This is a genomic window from Ruegeria sp. K7, assembly GCF_056531785.1.
On the sequence record NZ_JBQFMJ010000014.1, the window covers coordinates 1 to 15,302 of the forward strand.

The following is a 15,302-nucleotide window of genomic DNA, read 5'->3' on the forward strand; positions in this document are numbered from 1 at the left end:
GACGTGCAAATGCCACACTTAAGAGTGTTGTCAAAACGGGGCCAGAATGTGGCAACGATCCGACATTTCGGAGTGGATATTTTTAATTTAACATTAACAGCTTAGCCGTTACTCCCAAAAGAATCACCTGGGAACATAAGACTGTTGACAATGGCGGTAATTTTAAAGTTTTTGTCTCCAAAAGAGATCAAAAAAAATCGCTAAAACGGAAATAATAGGGGCGTTAACACTCGGTTAATGTGAGGTCTGAAAAAGAATAAATAGTTTTTACGAGTTGACTATGGTTAAGCAAAGCAAAAGGGAGCTATTCCCACCTTTAAACGACGACGAGGTCGAAACGTTTGGGCCGAACAAGAATAGCTCCCTAAAACTTATGATAAGAAAAGCTATATTTGCGGCCCCAATATTGTTGTTTTTTCTTCTACTGGCCTTTTTTCTAAATAGAGCGTCCGTCGCAAGCTATGTATCGATCCTGTAGTAGAAGAAGGCTTTTGCCCTGAGATAGACAATGAGAATCCGCGCTTTTAGACCAAACAGCGAAAGATAGCTCTGTTCGTTCACTCCGTCTGCTGAGCAATCATTCAATTGAAACCGGAGCTCTGCGCCGCAGCAAACGGCCTCTGCGTCTGCACTGCCGTCTTTGGTTCAGCCCTCGACGAATCTCCTCTCTCGTTTCGGCGACGAAAAGATGCGCTTCTTGTGGAACGCGCAATACTCCGGACTTGTCGTACTGGGCCGGCTCAGCAGCCACTTCTGCCACAACCGCTTCAGCAATATCGTCACTCGCCTTTCTGAGGTCCACCTCCCGCAGGTCTTCAAAAACGGCGTTCAAGCACAAAGGCGTCATGACGGCTGATTTGGAAGCCTGCGTCCGTCAGAAGGTTCGAAATTAAGTCTCCATCGCGGAACGAAATCGGCGCCTTCTCCATTGTCGCTTGCGCCAGTGGTCCAAACATAGCCGGCACAATATGGCTGTCACATTTGAGAGTAGCTTCTTTGGTCAGTCGGAAATTGTCTGCTGCCATCAACCTACCTTTCTGGCATTCGCCGATAGTATAGAGTGGTTTATTACTCTGGGAGGCGAGAGTGGATTTCAATCGGAGCAATCAATCCACCGGCGATGTTCCGAACCATGTGTTGAACCTTAAGCGCGGTATCATCGCCCATGATAAGATGAAGACCCAGTGGTGGAGGGCCATCTGCACGGCTTTGCGCGGCAGCCAGATCGGCGAAGAACTGTTTGGCAAATTCAGTGCGGTCGATCCGGTCACTCACCTCGAAACCAACGGACTTCAAAGCAGCCTCATACGTCTCTGGTGATGCAAGTGAGCTTTGATCTGAAGAAAAAGCCCAAGGCGCCGGATAGTCCATTTGTCCCTCTCCGACTAGCATCACATCGTAAATTGCAAAGATTCCTCCTGGCTTGAGGACCCGTTTCGCCTCGCGCGCTATGCCTAGTTTGTCCGCGATGTTCATGCCAACGTGGATCATATAAGCGGCGTCCATGGAACCAGCTTCTATCGGCAAATCGAGCACGCTGCCTTCGATAAGTTGAACCCGATCCGATAACCCTGTCCATTCTGTGAGTGTCCGTCCGGTTTCCACAAACTCAGCGGTCAAATCAACGCCGGTTACGTGCGCTCCGGTAGCTGCCGCGACATAGCGTGCCGGACCGCCGAGACCGCATCCAAAATCGATAACCCGGCTTTCGGGCGTAAGGCCAAGAGCCTTCACAAACGGTTCGGTTGCGAGGCGCCCACCAACGTGAAACTCGTCAACTGGAGCCAAGGCGTCTTGAGAAAATGGTGGGGTTAGGTTCAGCGCAGCGCAACCATCAGAAATCTGCTGGAGCAGGTGTCCGGAATGGTAATGGTGCGCGACTTCATTCGGATTAGTCATTACACAGCCTCTCTAATCGATGCAGTTAGGGTACACGCGGTTATCCGAAATGTCTGCCTTGTCCGCGGTGCGGATGTTCAGCGATAGTTTGATGTCTGTTCTGCTCCTCTTTTCGGAGTTCCATGAACGGTGTAGAAAAAGTCTGTTTACAGCCCTAAGTGCACAATTCGTGGGACCCCCCCCTTAAAAGTTTCACGCGAAAAAATCTGACTACCCCCACCGGTCCCTAGCTTTTAGCCCTAAGACTTTTGATGCCCCCCCAAGGAGACCTTCATCGAGTTGGCGACGGTGCAGTACCAATGCTCTGTCCTTTGCTGAGAATGACTTCGCCAAAGAACCGAACATACCGATCTGCTTCTTCAGATTTTGGGAAACGTGCCGGCAAAGCAATAGAACCATCCTTTCTCAGCAATTGCGCCAACGCCTCAAAATTGAAGGCGGTCTTGGCAGTTACGAACGCTTCCCATTCACGAAGAGCAGATGCGTCTCTTTCGTCGAACCAATGATACGCACCACCACATGTCGCACCGAGCTTGATTTCTATGTTCTTTCCTATGTTCTTATTTTGCGCGACAACGTTGTCGCCTTTCCGGTACAGGTCTGTCGCCCTTTTGCGTATTTCAATGTCATGTTCAGTGTCGCATTCGGCGTCTCGCGGCACGCTGATCTGAAATGTGCGACGAACGCCGCGTCGACGAACACGCGTGATCCAACCGCACACTTCGAGTTCCCGAAGATAACGCTGGATGCTGCGCTCATGAACGCCAAACGCGCTGGCGAGCGTTGTATTTCTGGCCCAGAAGCAACCATTCGCTTTTGACACAAACTGATCGCAGACGAACATTGCAAAGTGCTTGGTTCGTGGTGCCAGATGAGCTGAACTTTGAATTCGCCTCTTCCAATGGTAGCGAAGTTTCGTAAATGGAGCCGTTCGAGCCATTAGCCCTCTCCCCCGACACCTTCGCTTCGCGAAATCATCCACGCATCGAGATCAGAGCGCTTGTAGCGGATGGATCGTAAACCGATCCGAATAAACCTCGGTCCCGTAACGCTACCGATACCCATGCGCAGTTTTGCGAGATAGCTTTGGCTTATTCCGGTGTATTGAGCAGCTTCTTGTGTTGTCAGATAGTGCGCCTGCATGGCCTTGCTCCTTTGAGTATGTCTAGGAACAAAAAAGGCGTAGGTGGCATTTTCGTCATGGGTCGTTAGAAAGAAAGAATCCTTCTAACGACCCACATGTTTTTTCCAGCCTCTAAATGCCGACGTTGGAAGCTCTTCAATACCAAACACCTCGAACATATCGCACAGGAATCGATAGAATGGACCACCTTCATTCATCGCTTTAGGAACTCGGATTGTGTCTGGGTGGCGCTCACAAAGCCTGACACAAGCCGAGACTAAGCGCCAAGCTTCAATTGCCTTCTTCCCGACCGGCTTGCCCTGAGCAGCAGCAGTTTCAGCATCTTTAATCAATTCAATATAGTAGCGAAGTCTCTTGAAGAACTCTACTTCGGCCATCATCGCCTTCCAATGTGGTGTTTCTTCAATTGCATCGTTTAACCAGACGTTACGAACATCAGCCACTTTGTATTGATTTCGCAAACCACTCCGATTCAATGCGCCGATGCGAAACGCATCACTGACGGGCGTAGGAAGCCGATCCAAGATTTCTCCTGCTTCGTTTAGGCGTGTTCTGAGCCTAGCGAGGTCTTCCAGAGCCTCTTTAGATGACCAGAACTCGTCTAGTTCATGAGCTTGGTCGAAATTTAGGTAATGGGCCATCCAGCCATAGCTTTCGTTATCAAAGCGTTCGTACTTATCAAAGTGCTTTCTCAGGAGGCGAATTAACTCCGTATTGAATTCGCTGGGCTCACTACTAAACTCCGCTGGATATGGCATATCCAATTCAGGTAAGTCGGAATCGACAGGCCAAATCCAATCCCGCTTAGACATTACAATCCACCGCGTTCCTCCTTGTCCTGCGGGTCAATTCCCGACACACAGAATCCATCGCTGGTGTGAGGGCGTCTAGCGACGGCTTCACGTAGCGCTGACCGGTGATTGATAGCGGCGCGTGATTGAGAAGGCGTCCTACAATCTCTTCCAATATTCCAGCCTCCATGGCGACCGTCGCGAATGTCCGACGATGGGAATGAATGGACCATTGCATACGCTGGGGTCCTTTCAAATGGCCACTCGGTGACTTCGGAGAGGGAAAGACCCATTGGTGATGAAGGCCCCGTAAAGGAGCAAGTATCTCGTGATGCACTTGCGATATGGGGAGATCAAAACTGCGCCCGTTCTTGGTCATCGGCAAATGTATGTGATCTTTCTGCACGTTCTTCCATTCGAGCGTCAGTGCCTCGGTTTTGCGAAGCCCTGTGAACAAGAGCAATTCGTAGAATACCCTGTGGATCGGGTTGTAGAGCTCATCAACGGCCTCGCGCCACGCGTTCAAATCCTCAATTATCGAGCCATTTGGTTGTTCCTCATACCACTCTATGGCCATCGTTGGGCTTTCCGGCAGATCATGCACCCGCCGCGCGTGATTCCAGACTGTCCGAAAGTACTTCAAAGTGTGATTTGCGGAGGACGGTGTCGCGGCCATCGACCTATGGCGCTCAACCACCATGGATTTTGTGATCTCATTCAGCGGCAGGCGTAGCCAATCTTTCAAATGAAGCTCGAACTGCTGCCGCAACCCTGACCGGTGGGCCTCAGACCGAAGCTTTGGACGTGCCAAATAAGTTTCCATAGCTGTCTCAAGAGTGGGTGCTCCAATCTGCAGCTGCCTGCCTGCTCCCCTGCCCCAGTCCAACGCAAAACCCAATGCAGTTTGTCGTGCGACGTCCGCAGAGATCAGAGGGTGCCGACCGATTAAAACCCGCCGGGTTTGCCCTCCAACATCTTTCTGGAAGTACCAGGTTTTGGACTGCTTGCCGACGAATAGAACGAGCCCTTTGACCTCGCTATCCCAGTGCTTGGCAGTGCCCTTTTTTGTCTGTGGAACCTTGCGGGCGAAGGTCTCTGTGAGCTTTGGCATTTTGTCAGTTTTTTGTCGGAAGTGAATTGAAACTCAAGGAAACTCGAGGAACGAGTATCAACAAAATAAATACATAGTATGAATGGCTTGGCAACTGCAGGAATGCCTGGGAAACTCATAACGCTTGCTTGGAAGGCTGAGGTAATAGCCAGTATACGACGCCCGCTCAGCAGGTGGCGGTTTAAGCGATGCATCAGACCGCGTCAAGCGCAGTTCGCCGGGTGGAAATCAAAAAACCTGCCTCAGGCAGGGGGCAGGCTTTTGGACAACCACGTGCAGGATTTAAGGTCAGAAGATATCCGGATCATTGTGTCCGCCTGCAAGGGCGCAGGCGGCAACCCGATCATCCGTGCAGGTGTTGTAATCGCGGCCACAAGTGCGTCCTGCAAGGGCACACCGACCTGTTCAACCAGGGTTCTGACAGCGGTCGTCAAATCCAGATCGGCGCCAGCCAAAGTTCCATCGCCAAGGGTTAGCCGCCCATCAGTGCGCGTAATGCGACGCCCCTCCAGTTTGAATTCGGTTTGATCCGTTCCGGCCACAGCCATTGCATCACTGACAAGAAAGATCCGGCCGGGTCCGGTTTTGGCAGCCCAGGCGGTCCGCATCACTTCGGGATGCACATGAATGCCGTCGGCTATAAGGCCTGCAGACAAACCACCATTGGCCAAGGCGGTGCCGACAAGGCCAGGTTCACGATTGCCCATCTGGCTCATCGCGTTGAACAGATGAGTGACGCAAGATGCCCCAGCTTTGGCATAGCGCTGGCAGGTTTCGAAATCCGCATCGCTATGGCCCAGCGACACCAGGGCGCCGACCTGCTTGAGTTCCATGACCTGTTCCAGTGTCACTGCCTCGGGGGCGAGCGTCACTTTCAGGCATGGCAGCAACTCGGCGGCCCTGATCAGCGCATCAAGGTCCGCATCCCCCATGGACCGGATCAAAGAAGCGTCATGCGCCCCTTTTCGGGCAACCGACAGGTGCGGCCCTTCCAGATGCAGGCCGGCAATGCCGGGAACACCTTTCCGAACCGCCTGAACAGCGGCCTCGATGGCAGCCGCCGTCTTCTCTGCCGTGTCGGTGATCAGCGTCGGCAACAGATGCGACACACCCAACCGCTTGTGTGCCGCAGCTATCCGGCCAAGGGTTTCGACGGAGGGGTCGTCATTGAACATCACCCCGTCGCCGCCATTGACCTGAAGGTCGACATATCCAGGGCTCAGAATATCTCCGCCCAGATCAACGACGCCCCCTTCGCCCGATGCATCCGATTCGCGCCCAAGAATAGTCAGGTTCCCATCGATGAGCCGCACCGGCCGATCGCTCAGCAACTGCGCACCGTCAAATATTTTTCCGTTTCTGAATGTTATCGCGCTGGCGCTCATACCGTCTCGGTCACTTTCTTCAGATGTCGCGGGGTATCGGGATCAATTCCGCGATTGTCAGCTACAGCTTCGACCATGCCATAAAAGGCCGTGATCGCCGTTATCGGATCTGTCAGCCAGTGATCGGTGCGCACAACCGGCAAGGGTTCGGCCCGTTTGACCTTGTCCGTCGCTGCAAACACGGTCGCTCCTTTTTCTGCCAGTGCATCGGCGGCTTCAGCCGCATTTTGCTCGGCGGCGTCGCGGGCGGCAAACACAATTGTTGGGAACCCCTCGTCGACAATGGAGACAGGCCCATGCAGCACTTCGGCGGCCGAGTAGCTTTCGGCGTGGATCTGGCAGGTTTCCTTGATCTTGAGGGCCGCTTCGTTGGAGATCGCCAGCGAGGGTCCCCGGCCAAGAGTAAACAGCGACCGCCCGTCGATGGCCGCGGCTGCAGCAGACCAGTCACACCGCGCGGCGTCGGCCAGATGATCTGGCAGCGCGTGAATGGCGCGCAACAGCGCCGCATCACCCTTGATCTCGGCCAACAGCCACAGCCCGGCAACAAGCGATGTCACAAATGTTTTGGTGGCCGCCACGCTCAGCTCGGGGCCCGCGTGAATCGGCAACACCGCGTCCGCCACCTCGGCTAGGCGCGATTCTGTGTTGTTGGTGATCGCCATCGTAAGCGCGCCTGACGCCTTGAGCGATCGGGTCATTCCGACGATATCCGGGCTTTGACCCGACTGGGAGACCGACAGGCACAGTGTTCCGTCTGCTTTCAGATCAACGCCATAAATTGAGCTGACGGAAGGCCCGACCGAGGCCACCGGCAAACCCAGCAGCAACTCGCTGGCGTATTTCAGATAAGTGCAGACATGATCGGAAGAACCGCGCGCCACTGACACCAGAAAACGCGGATCGGCATCGCGCGCCAGTTGGGCCGCCGTCTGGATCTGGGCCGCGCCCTGAGACAGCAGCCGTTCGACCGCGTCGGGGATTTCCAGAATCTCCCGGCGCATTTTTGTGGTTTCTGCGGACATAAGAGTACCGGCCTTTCCGTGTTACAACCGCAATTCAGCTACGAAGTCGTAGGCGTCACCGCGATAGAGGGATCGGGTCAGTTCCGCGACCCGTCCGTTTTTCAGAAATGATATGCGTTCTATGTTCAGCCCTGCCGCCCCTTCGGGAACAGCCAGCAAATCCGCCTCGCGCGCCGCCAGGTTGAGGGCTGAAATCTTCTGCACCGCACGAACCGGGCGATGCCCCAGATCGTCGAGCACTTCATACAGGGATGTGGTCACTTCGATCGGGTTGGGCAGGATGTCCAGCGGCAAGGCTGCCCGTTCCAACGCCAGCGGTCGGCCATCGGCCTCGCGCAGGCGATAGATACGGGAAATCTGCTCGCCCTCGGACAGGTTCAGGGCGTTCACTTCCTCGGCAGACGGCTCGAACACTCCGCGCTCCAGCCATTTCGAGGTGGTTTGCATGCCCCGGCTGGCCATATCCTCGGTGAAGGATGTCAGGTGCGTCAGCGACTGCTCGACACGGGGCAATCGCTGGCGAATGAACGAACCCGAGCCCTGCCTTTGCTCGATGACGCCCTCTTGCACCAGCTCCTGAATAGCCTTTCGGATGGTCACGCGCGAAAGATCTGTTATTTCAACCAGTTCCCGCTCGGAAGGCAGCGAAGAGCCCGGCGGCAGCACGCCGGTATCGACACCTTCCTGCAATCTGCGTCGCAGTTGCACATAACGGGGACCGTTGTCGCGGCCCAGCCACGCGTCGGGGCGCAGGAAATCAGTGATACTCATGCTGAACCTCCCTCGCCAGTTCCAGCGCCCCTGCCAAAGGCTCTCCCAATGGCGGGCGAATGAAGGATTGCATGTCCGGCGGCAGATAGTCGGCATAGTGATTTGCAATACCGCCGGTCAGGCAAATCGTAACGCCGCTTTGCCAGCCCAATTGACCGGCGGTTTCCACGACATAACCCGCCCCTGCCCGCATGATCCGCACGGCGACGACGTCGCCGTTTCCGGCAGCTTTTGTGACCTGGGGCGCGAGTTCGCCGAACTGAAATGGTGTGGCCCTGCCGGCAAACTGCACGATACCGGGCGCCCCCCCAAGATCGGACAACAGGCTTCGCGTCAGGTCGGACCGGGGATGAACGCCATCAAGTGCGCTCAGCGCTCGGGACAATGCTTGCCGGCCGACCCATTGCGCCGATGCCTCGTCACCAAGAACGGGGCCCCAGCCACCTGCGAACCGCATGACGCGGCTCCGCTGCGACGCCAGAAACGAACCGGTTCCGCAATGGACCACGACGCCATCCTGCGCGCCCAGCGCGCCCCGAACCGCAGCAGGCCTGTCGTCTTCGACACGCGCGCAGGCAAACCCCACCGCATCTTTAAGTCTTTGTGCCAAAGCGGCATCTGTCACACCGGCGAGGCCGACAAACGCAGGCAGGCCGATCATCGAACGGGGATCAACGCCAAGCTTTCCCGCCAACGCGTCAAGCCCGGCCCGAATCTGACCCACGGCACCATTAAAATCCGTTGAAACATTCGCAGAGCCAGCTTCAACCTGACAGACACTGCCCGCAATGGCGCAGGCAACGCGGCATCGCGTTCCACCACCATCCACGGCCAAAACAGCATCTGCAAGGGACTCAGTCATGACAATACCATTATAATACCTTTAAGCTTTTTGAAAGACTGAATTAGACCGAAATCAACAAAATATCGCCAATTATCGCACCAAGCGCCGGGAAATCATGAAGAAAATAAAGTGTTGGACAATTGGTATTAAATAGGTATTGTAAACCGATCAACAGGGGGAATCCTTTGACGCTGCCATCAACAGAACAAGTGCACAGCGCTGCCGCCAACCTGGATTCGGGCGACCTTTCCGCCTCGGCATTGCTGCTGGCCGAGGGCCAGATAGCGGCGGCGCAATCCGTACGTGACGCGGCCGACGCGATCGCAAAGGGTGCGCACGCAATGGCACGGACGATTCAGGCAGGTGGAGTTCTGCATTACACCGCCGCCGGATCTTCCGGCCTGATGGCCGCAGCAGACGCGCAGGAACTGGGCGGAACCTTTTCGATACCGTCCAACCAACTGCGCATTCATATGGCCGGTGGCCTTCCAACCGGGGTGGAAATGCCCGGTGACGCCGAGGATCTGCAGGACGGGCTTGACCAGGCTTTCAGCGCGTTAGGCAAGCGTGACACGGTCATCGCGGTCTCAGCCAGCGGCTCAACCGCCTATACGGTGGCAGCCATCGAGATTGCCCGCGCGCGCGGCGCCTGCGTGATCGGTATTGCCAACAATGCCGGCAGCCCACTTTTGCAGAAGGCCGACATTCCGATCCTGCTGGCAACACCGCCCGAACTGGTTTCGGGTTCGACCCGCATGGGGGCCGGAACCGCGCAGAAGATCGCCCTGAACATGCTGTCCACGCTGATGGCGCTGGAACTGGGTCATGTTCACGACGGCATGATGGTCAACTTGCACGCCGACAATGACAAGCTGCGCGCCCGGGCCACCGGCATCGTTTGCCGCATCGCCCGCGTCCACAGCGAAACGGCCAACCGGGCGCTGGCGATTGCAAAAGGCGAGGTAAAACCCGCCATTCTGATCGCGGCGCTTGACCTGACCTTACTCGAAGCAACCGCGCGACTGCGCAATGCAAATGGAAACCTAAGCGCCGCACTGGCGCAGGACACATGACTGCTAACCAACTGGGAGAGAGAAATGACTTATAGAAGTCTGAAACTGGCCTTGCTCGGCTCGACACTGGCCGCGACCGGCGCCATGGCCGAGGATGTGACGCTGACCATCGAAAGCTGGCGCAATGACGACCTGACTTTGTGGCAAGAGCAGATCATTCCGGCGTTCGAGGCCGCAAACCCGGGCATCAAACTGCAATTCACCCCGTCGGCCCCGGCAGAATACAACGCGGTTCTTAACTCGAAGCTCGATGCAGGTTCGGCCGGAGATCTGATCACCTGCCGTCCTTTCGACGCTTCTCTGGCCCTGTACGAAGCTGGTCACCTGACCGATCTGTCCTCGGTCGAAGCGATGAGCAACTTCTCGGACGTGGCCAAGTCCGCGTGGCAGACGGATGACGGCTCGGCCAGCTTCTGCGTTCCGATGGCGTCGGTGATCCATGGTTTCATCTACAACAAGGATGCATTTGCCGAACTGGGTATTGAAGTCCCGACCACAGAAGATGAATTCTTTGCCGCGCTCGACAAGATCAAGGAAGACGGCAGCTACATCCCGATGGCGATGGGCACCAACGACCAGTGGGAAGCCGCCACGATGGGCTATAACAACATCGGTCCGAACTATTGGAAAGGCGAAGAAGGTCGACAGGCCCTGATCGCGGGCGAACAGAAACTGACCGATGAGCCGTGGACGGCCCCTTACGCCACTCTGGCACGTTGGAGCCAGTATCTGGGTGACGGGTATGAGGCGCAGACCTATCCTGACAGCCAGAATATCTTCACGCTGGGCCGCGCAGCGATCTACCCTGCCGGTTCGTGGGAGATTGCCGGTTTCAACTCGCAGGCGGATTTCGAAATGGGCGCGTTCAAGCCCCCGGTCCAAAATGCGGGCGATACCTGCTACATCTCGGACCACACCGATATCGGCATTGGCATGAATGCTGCCACCGAGCATCCCGAAGCGGCAGAAACCTTCCTCGCCTGGGTCGCAAGCCCCGAGTTCGCCGAGATTTTCGGCAACGCCGTGCCCGGCTTCTTCCCGCTGTCCAATACTCCGGTAGAACTGCAGGACCCGCTGGCCAAGGAATTCGTCGGCTGGCGCGACGAGTGTGAATCGACCATCCGCTCGACCTATCAAATCCTGTCGCGCGGCACGCCGAACCTTGAAAACGAAACCTGGGGCGCATCGGTCGCCGCCATCAAAGGCACCAGCACCCCCGAGGAACTGGGCGCAGAACTGCAGGAGGGTCTGTCCTCCTGGTACGCGCCGCACCAGTAAGTTTGGCCTCAACCTTACCCGGGCGGCGATGATCGCCCGGGTATACCCGACACTCCATTGAAAGCAGTCCGATGAACCGCCCCCGCTTCCGCTGGCATATCGTTGTTTTTCTGGCACCCGCCGTGCTGGTTTACACCGCAGTGATGATCTTTCCGCTGTTCAACACGCTGCGTCTGGCGCTTTACACCGAGATCGATCAGAGCCGCGTCTTCGTTGGATTGCAGAATTTTCAAACGCTGTTTTTCGACCCCATCTGGTCTGAACAGTTCTGGAACGCATTGGGCAACAATTTCTGGTTCTTCCTGATCCACATGCTGGTGCAGAACCCCATCGGGATCGCTCTGGCCGCCCTGCTCAGCCACCCGCGCCTGCGGTTTGCTGCGCTTTACCGATCAGCGATCTTCATCCCCACGATCCTGAGCTTCGTGATCGTCGGGTTCGCTTGGAAGCTTATCCTGTCCCCGATCTGGGGCATCGCACCGTCCATGTTGGACGCCATCGGCCTCAAGTCTCTTTACGCACCGTGGCTGGGGAAAGAGGAATACGCGTTGACCACGCTGGCGCTGATCTCGGTCTGGCAATTCGTGGGCATCCCGATGATGCTGATCTATGCCGCCCTACTGACCATTCCGGAAGAAATTCTTGAGGCTGGAGAGATCGATGGCATCACCGGTGCCGCCGCATTCTGGAAAATCAAACTGCCGCTGATCCTGCCGTCGATCGGGATTATCTCGATCCTGACCTTCGTAGGCAATTTCAACGCGTTTGACCTGATCTATGCGGCCCAAGGTGCGCTGGCGGGTCCGGACTTCTCAACCGACATTCTGGGCACATTCATGTACCGCACATTCTTCGGCTTCCAGTTGCAGCTGGGCGATCCGCATATGGGGTCCGCGATAGCCGGTGCGATGTTCGCCATCATCCTCGTCGGTGTCTGCATCTACCTGTTCGGCATCCAGACCCGGATGCGCCGGTATCAACTGTGAGGGCCAAGCGATGAACAAAGCACGTCATAACCCCCTCAATATGTACGCCATGCACGGCGCGCTGATCCTCTACACGTTGATCGCCCTGTTCCCGGTCTTCGTGATCCTGATCAACAGCTTCAAATCCCGCCGCGCCATCTTTCGCGAACCGTTGGCTTTGCCGAATTCGGAAAGCTTTTCGATGATCGGCTATGAGACGGTGATGAAGCAGGGGGATTTCTTCCTTTATTTCCAGAATTCGATGATCGTCACCGTGGCATCGCTGTTCTTCATCCTGCTGTTCGGCGCCATGGCGGCCTATGCGCTGTCCGAATACAAGTTCAAGGGCAACCTGGTGATGGGCCTGTACCTGGCGCTTGGGATCATGATCCCGATCCGCATCGGCACCGTCGCAATCCTTGAGATGATGGTGGCAACAGGGCTGGTAAACAGCCTCTGGGCGCTGATACTGGTCTATACAGCGCAAGGTTTGCCGTTGGCGGTGTTTATCCTGTCCGAGTTCATGCGACAGGTCAGCGATGACCTGAAGAATGCCGGCCGCATCGACGGGCTGTCGGAATACACGATCTTCTTCCGGCTGGTGCTGCCCCTCGTCCGCCCTGCCATGGCAACCGTGGCCGTGTTCAACATGATCCCGATCTGGAACGACCTCTGGTTCCCGCTGATCCTTGCCCCGGCTGAAGAAACCAAAACGCTGACGCTGGGCAGCCAGGTCTTCATCGGCCAGTTCGTCACCGACTGGAACGCTGTTCTGTCGGCGCTGTCCATGGCGATCCTGCCGGTGCTGATCCTGTACGTCATCTTCTCACGCCAGTTGATCCGCGGCATTACATCCGGAGCTGTCAAATGACCCGTGTTCTGATTGCAGGCCTTGGCAATATGGGGCTGAGCCACGCGCTGGCTCACCACCACCATCCCGACGCCCAGATCGTCGGTTTGGTGAACCGGTCCGGCCGTGTGGATCACCCCGAGCTTGCCGGTTATCCGGCTTATTCGGACTTCGCAGCGGCGCTGGCCAAAACGAAACCGGATCTGGTGGTGGTCGCCACCTACTCGGACAGTCATGCCGACTACGCCTGCGCGGCGATGGAAGCCGGTGCGCATGTGTTCGTTGAAAAGCCTCTTGCCACCAACGTCGCTGACGCACGGCGCGTGGTTGCAACCGCCACTCGACTGAACCGCAAACTGGTCGTCGGGTATATCCTGCGCCACCACCCTTCATGGATGCGGCTGATTGCCGAGGCGCGTGATCTGGGCGGGCCTTATGTGTTCCGCCTGAACCTGAACCAGCAATCTTCGGGCGCAGAATGGGAGACGCACAAAGCGTTGATGCAGACCACCTCGCCCATCGTTGACTGCGGCGTGCACTATGTCGACGTGATGTGCCAGATCACCGACGCGCGCCCTGTCCGCGTGCATGGCATGGGCTTGCGCCTGTCCGATGAGATCGCGCCTGACATGTACAATTACGGTCAGTTTCAGGTGATCTTCGACGATGGATCGGTCGGCTGGTACGAAGCGGGCTGGGGCCCGATGATGTCCGAAACCGCGTTCTTTGTGAAAGATATCGTTTCCCCCAAAGGGTCCGTTTCGATTACGGACGGCAACAAGGGCGCTTCCGCCGATATCGACGGCCACACCAAGGTCGGCGGTCTGCTGATCCACACGCCGGACGGAGACCGCACAATCGAAATGCCCGATGAACCCGGCCATCAGGAGCTTTGTGACGCCGAACAGGCCTATATGCTGCGCGCCATTGCCGAAGACATCGACCTGACCCGCCATATGACCGACGCCGTACAGTCGCTCGCCATCTGTCTGGCCGCGGATGAAAGCATCCGGACCGGCCAACCCGTTTCCCTTGAGGAGCCCGCACAATGACCGCTCTGACCCTGACCAATGTAAACAAGTCCTTTGGCAATGTGCATGTCCTGAAAGACATCACGCTTGAAGTTGAAGAAGGTGAATTTGTCGTCTTCGTCGGCCCATCAGGTTGTGGCAAATCAACCTTGCTGCGTGTGATTGCAGGGCTCGAGGATGCATCCTCGGGCGAAATCAGCATCGGTGGCCATGAGGTCAACCTTGTTCCGCCCTCCAAACGCGGGATCGCGATGGTGTTCCAGAGCTATGCGCTCTACCCTCACCTCAGCGTGCGCGGAAACATGACGCTGGCGCTGAAACAGGAAAAACAGCCCAAAGCGGTGATGGAAGAACGCGTTGCCAATGCCAGCCGGATGCTGAACCTGGAGCCGTATCTGGATCGTTTTCCGTCTGAACTGTCAGGTGGCCAACGGCAGCGTGTCGCCATCGGCCGGGCGATCGTCCGCGAACCCAAGCTGTTTCTGTTTGACGAACCGCTTTCGAACCTGGACGCCGCGCTTCGCATGAACACAAGGATCGAGATCGCCAACCTGCATCGCGCTCTGGATGCATCGATGATCTACGTGACCCACGATCAGACCGAGGCCATGACGCTGGCCGACAAGATCGTCGTTCTGCGCGACGGTCGGGTCGAACAGATCGGTAGCCCGATGGAATTGTACAATAACCCGGCCAACCAGTTCGTTGCTGGCTTTCTGGGCTCACCCTCGATGAACTTCCTGCCGGAAGATCTGGTCCATGGCGAAGGGCAGAACACCATCGGCATCCGTCCCGAAGACCTGTTCCTGTCCGATGGCGGCCCCTTGGCCGCGCGCGTGAGCCACGTTGAAAAGTTGGGCGGCGATACGAATGTCATTGCAAAAGTGCATGAGCATTCGGTGACAGCCCGGTTGTTCGGCCAACATGCCATATCGGAAGGGGAAGAACTGCACCTGTCGTTCTCTCCGGATAAAGCCTATCGGTTTGACAGCGACGGAATGCGCCTGCGGTGACGCGCGGTGCCAACAACGTGTTCGGATAACCGTCGAGTATAGCAATCGGTGCTATTCGCAACGGCCTTGTCCCATACGCATCGAAGAAGGCTACCGGGGCATTCAGTTTTTCAAGCCGCCCC

Annotated in this window: 16 protein-coding genes; 6 read left to right on the forward strand and 10 right to left on the reverse strand. The window is 56.5% G+C overall.

Features of this window, described 5'->3' with window-relative positions:
• Positions 1–815: 815 nt before the first annotated feature.
• The 10 genes from ACR0FE_RS18710 to ACR0FE_RS18755 form a co-directional block, all read right to left on the reverse strand.
• A complete protein-coding gene (locus ACR0FE_RS18710) occupies positions 816–1,025 on the reverse strand; it encodes a hypothetical protein (RefSeq protein WP_170609771.1) in 210 nt (69 codons plus the stop codon).
• Positions 1,026–1,068: 43 nt separating this feature from the next.
• On the reverse strand, positions 1,069–1,899 hold the full coding sequence (locus ACR0FE_RS18715; RefSeq protein ID WP_170609769.1) for a class I SAM-dependent methyltransferase: 831 nt from the start codon (positions 1,897–1,899) through the stop codon (positions 1,069–1,071).
• Positions 1,900–2,170: 271 nt separating this feature from the next.
• Entirely contained in the window at positions 2,171–2,839 is a 669-nt protein-coding gene (locus tag ACR0FE_RS18720) for a helix-turn-helix domain-containing protein (RefSeq protein ID WP_170609768.1), read from the reverse strand.
• The gene (locus ACR0FE_RS18725) at positions 2,839–3,042 is read right to left on the reverse strand and encodes a helix-turn-helix domain-containing protein (RefSeq protein ID WP_170609766.1); all 204 of its coding nucleotides are present in this window, start codon (positions 3,040–3,042) and stop codon (positions 2,839–2,841) included. Before ACR0FE_RS18725 ends, ACR0FE_RS18720 begins: the two co-directional genes overlap by 1 nt.
• A gap of 84 nt (positions 3,043–3,126) precedes the next feature.
• The gene (locus ACR0FE_RS18730) at positions 3,127–3,855 is read right to left on the reverse strand and encodes a hypothetical protein (RefSeq protein WP_480914572.1); all 729 of its coding nucleotides are present in this window, start codon (positions 3,853–3,855) and stop codon (positions 3,127–3,129) included.
• The gene (locus ACR0FE_RS18735) at positions 3,848–4,945 is read right to left on the reverse strand and encodes a tyrosine-type recombinase/integrase (protein WP_480914574.1); all 1,098 of its coding nucleotides are present in this window, start codon (positions 4,943–4,945) and stop codon (positions 3,848–3,850) included. Before ACR0FE_RS18735 ends, ACR0FE_RS18730 begins: the two co-directional genes overlap by 8 nt.
• 242 nt (positions 4,946–5,187) lie before the next feature.
• The gene (gene nagA / locus ACR0FE_RS18740) at positions 5,188–6,330 is read right to left on the reverse strand and encodes an N-acetylglucosamine-6-phosphate deacetylase (protein WP_480914575.1); all 1,143 of its coding nucleotides are present in this window, start codon (positions 6,328–6,330) and stop codon (positions 5,188–5,190) included.
• Positions 6,327–7,355, reverse strand: coding sequence for an SIS domain-containing protein (locus tag ACR0FE_RS18745; RefSeq protein WP_480914578.1), 1,029 nt, complete (start codon positions 7,353–7,355; stop codon positions 6,327–6,329). Before ACR0FE_RS18745 ends, nagA begins: the two co-directional genes overlap by 4 nt.
• 21 nt (positions 7,356–7,376) lie before the next feature.
• Positions 7,377–8,126 (reverse strand): GntR family transcriptional regulator, encoded by a 750-nt coding sequence (locus ACR0FE_RS18750; RefSeq protein ID WP_170609757.1) that lies wholly within the window; start codon positions 8,124–8,126, stop codon positions 7,377–7,379.
• Positions 8,113–8,988: a glucosamine kinase nucleotide-binding domain-containing protein gene (locus ACR0FE_RS18755; protein WP_480914580.1), complete on the reverse strand. Its 876-nt coding sequence runs from the start codon at positions 8,986–8,988 to the stop codon at positions 8,113–8,115. Before ACR0FE_RS18755 ends, ACR0FE_RS18750 begins: the two co-directional genes overlap by 14 nt.
• A gap of 167 nt (positions 8,989–9,155) precedes the next feature.
• Here ACR0FE_RS18755 and ACR0FE_RS18760 point away from each other — a divergent pair, with 167 nt between their 5' ends.
• From ACR0FE_RS18760 to ACR0FE_RS18785, 6 genes are all read left to right on the forward strand, one after another.
• Complete coding sequence (locus ACR0FE_RS18760) at positions 9,156–10,043, forward strand: N-acetylmuramic acid 6-phosphate etherase (protein WP_170609753.1); 888 nt, start codon at positions 9,156–9,158, stop codon at positions 10,041–10,043.
• A 24-nt stretch (positions 10,044–10,067) separates the two neighbouring features.
• On the forward strand, positions 10,068–11,321 hold the full coding sequence (locus tag ACR0FE_RS18765; RefSeq protein WP_480914582.1) for an ABC transporter substrate-binding protein: 1,254 nt from the start codon (positions 10,068–10,070) through the stop codon (positions 11,319–11,321).
• Positions 11,322–11,392: 71 nt separating this feature from the next.
• Positions 11,393–12,307, forward strand: a complete 915-nt coding sequence (locus ACR0FE_RS18770; RefSeq protein WP_170609749.1) for a carbohydrate ABC transporter permease — start codon at positions 11,393–11,395, stop codon at positions 12,305–12,307.
• Between the two features lie 10 nt (positions 12,308–12,317).
• Positions 12,318–13,157: a carbohydrate ABC transporter permease gene (locus tag ACR0FE_RS18775; RefSeq protein WP_480914585.1), complete on the forward strand. Its 840-nt coding sequence runs from the start codon at positions 12,318–12,320 to the stop codon at positions 13,155–13,157.
• The gene (locus tag ACR0FE_RS18780; protein WP_480914586.1) at positions 13,154–14,188 is read left to right on the forward strand and encodes a Gfo/Idh/MocA family protein; all 1,035 of its coding nucleotides are present in this window, start codon (positions 13,154–13,156) and stop codon (positions 14,186–14,188) included. Before ACR0FE_RS18775 ends, ACR0FE_RS18780 begins: the two co-directional genes overlap by 4 nt.
• The gene (locus ACR0FE_RS18785) at positions 14,185–15,180 is read left to right on the forward strand and encodes an ABC transporter ATP-binding protein (RefSeq protein ID WP_480914588.1); all 996 of its coding nucleotides are present in this window, start codon (positions 14,185–14,187) and stop codon (positions 15,178–15,180) included. The genes ACR0FE_RS18780 and ACR0FE_RS18785 overlap by 4 nt, the downstream gene beginning before the upstream one ends.
• The last annotated feature ends 122 nt before the right edge of the window (positions 15,181–15,302 follow it).

Excerpts from the sequence above, each read along its gene's own strand:
- ACR0FE_RS18710 (WP_170609771.1), bottom strand. The coding sequence starts at position 1,025 with ATGGCAGCAGACAATTTCCGACTGACCAAAGAAGCTACTCTCAAATGT.
- ACR0FE_RS18715 (WP_170609769.1), bottom strand. The coding sequence starts at position 1,899 with ATGACTAATCCGAATGAAGTCGCGCACCATTACCATTCCGGACACCTG.
- ACR0FE_RS18720 (WP_170609768.1), bottom strand. The coding sequence starts at position 2,839 with ATGGCTCGAACGGCTCCATTTACGAAACTTCGCTACCATTGGAAGAGG.
- ACR0FE_RS18725 (WP_170609766.1), bottom strand. The coding sequence starts at position 3,042 with ATGCAGGCGCACTATCTGACAACACAAGAAGCTGCTCAATACACCGGA.
- ACR0FE_RS18730 (WP_480914572.1), bottom strand. The coding sequence starts at position 3,855 with ATGTCTAAGCGGGATTGGATTTGGCCTGTCGATTCCGACTTACCTGAA.
- ACR0FE_RS18735 (WP_480914574.1), bottom strand. The coding sequence starts at position 4,945 with ATGCCAAAGCTCACAGAGACCTTCGCCCGCAAGGTTCCACAGACAAAA.
- nagA (WP_480914575.1), bottom strand. The coding sequence starts at position 6,330 with ATGAGCGCCAGCGCGATAACATTCAGAAACGGAAAAATATTTGACGGT.
- ACR0FE_RS18745 (WP_480914578.1), bottom strand. The coding sequence starts at position 7,355 with ATGTCCGCAGAAACCACAAAAATGCGCCGGGAGATTCTGGAAATCCCC.
- ACR0FE_RS18750 (WP_170609757.1), bottom strand. The coding sequence starts at position 8,126 with ATGAGTATCACTGATTTCCTGCGCCCCGACGCGTGGCTGGGCCGCGAC.
- ACR0FE_RS18755 (WP_480914580.1), bottom strand. The coding sequence starts at position 8,988 with ATGACTGAGTCCCTTGCAGATGCTGTTTTGGCCGTGGATGGTGGTGGA.
- ACR0FE_RS18765 (WP_480914582.1), top strand. The coding sequence starts at position 10,068 with ATGACTTATAGAAGTCTGAAACTGGCCTTGCTCGGCTCGACACTGGCC.
- ACR0FE_RS18770 (WP_170609749.1), top strand. The coding sequence starts at position 11,393 with ATGAACCGCCCCCGCTTCCGCTGGCATATCGTTGTTTTTCTGGCACCC.
- ACR0FE_RS18775 (WP_480914585.1), top strand. The coding sequence starts at position 12,318 with ATGAACAAAGCACGTCATAACCCCCTCAATATGTACGCCATGCACGGC.
- ACR0FE_RS18780 (WP_480914586.1), top strand. The coding sequence starts at position 13,154 with ATGACCCGTGTTCTGATTGCAGGCCTTGGCAATATGGGGCTGAGCCAC.
- ACR0FE_RS18785 (WP_480914588.1), top strand. The coding sequence starts at position 14,185 with ATGACCGCTCTGACCCTGACCAATGTAAACAAGTCCTTTGGCAATGTG.